This is a genomic window from Deinococcus pimensis DSM 21231, from assembly GCF_000519345.1.
Classification (GTDB): domain Bacteria; phylum Deinococcota; class Deinococci; order Deinococcales; family Deinococcaceae; genus Deinococcus_A; species Deinococcus_A pimensis.
In genome coordinates this window covers 108,606-109,576 of record NZ_KI912668.1, presented here as the reverse complement: position 1 = coordinate 109,576, position 971 = coordinate 108,606, and the positions used below count along the sequence as shown (strand labels likewise).

General features: G+C 74.9%; 1 protein-coding gene. It reads right to left on the bottom strand.

Annotated elements, in window-relative coordinates; all coding sequences use genetic code 11:
• Positions 1 to 971 (bottom strand): FAD-binding dehydrogenase (locus tag DEIPI_RS32520; RefSeq protein ID WP_045234671.1); only part of this gene is annotated, 971 nt, incomplete at both ends.

Genomic DNA, 971 nt, shown 5'->3' with positions numbered 1-971 from the left:
GGCGGCGGCGCGGCCCGCGACGCGCCCGCTGAAGAGGCACCCGCCGAGGAAGGTGCCCTCCAGGGAGCGGTAGCCGTGCATGCCGCCCCCGCCGAAGCCCGCGACCTCGCCCGCCGCGTACAGGCCCCGCATGACCTCACCGTCCGCGCCGAGGACGCGCCCCTCCAGGTCGGTCTCCAGCCCGCCGAGCGTCTTGCGCGTCAGGATGTTGAGCCGCACGGCGATCAGCGGCCCGTCGCGGGGATCGAGGATCGGGGCGGGCTTCGCGACACGCACGTAGCGTTCGCTCGGGAAGGCCCGCGCGCTCCGCACGAGCGCGAGCTGCGGGTCCTTCCCGGCGGGGTTCGTGAGCTGCGCGTCGCGCTCGCGGACCTCACGTTCGAGCACGTCGTACGCGACGAGGTCCTGCCGGGCGAGGGCGTTCATGCCGTCCACGAGGCTCCGCAGGTCGGGCCGCACGACGAAGTCCTCGCCGCGCTCCATGAAGGCCCGCACGGGGGCCTGCACGTCCTTCCCGACGCGCCGCAGGGTGAGGCGCACGTCACGGCCCGTGAGGTCGGGGTTCTGCTCGCTGCCCGACAGGGCGAACTCGCGGCGGATGATGGCGCGGTTGAGCACGAACCACGTGTACGGGTACCCCATGCGGGTGATGTGCCGCAGCGTCCCGAGGGCGTCCGCGCCCGGCACGTGCGGGAAGGGCAGCCGCCGCCCGGTGGGGTCGAGCCACAGGCTGCTGGGGCCGGGCAGGATGCGGATGCCGTGCCGCGCCCAGATGGGGTTCCAGTTGCGCAGCCCCTCGGTGTAGTGCCACATGCGGTCCGGGTGGATGAGGCGGGCGCCCGCGCGGCGCACCTCCTCCTGCAGCAGGCCGTCCACGTGCCGGGGCACGCCGGAGAGCATGAAGGCCGGGGGCGGCCCGAGCCGCTCCGTGGGCCAGTTGCGCCGCACGAGGTCGTGGTTGCCGCCGAGCC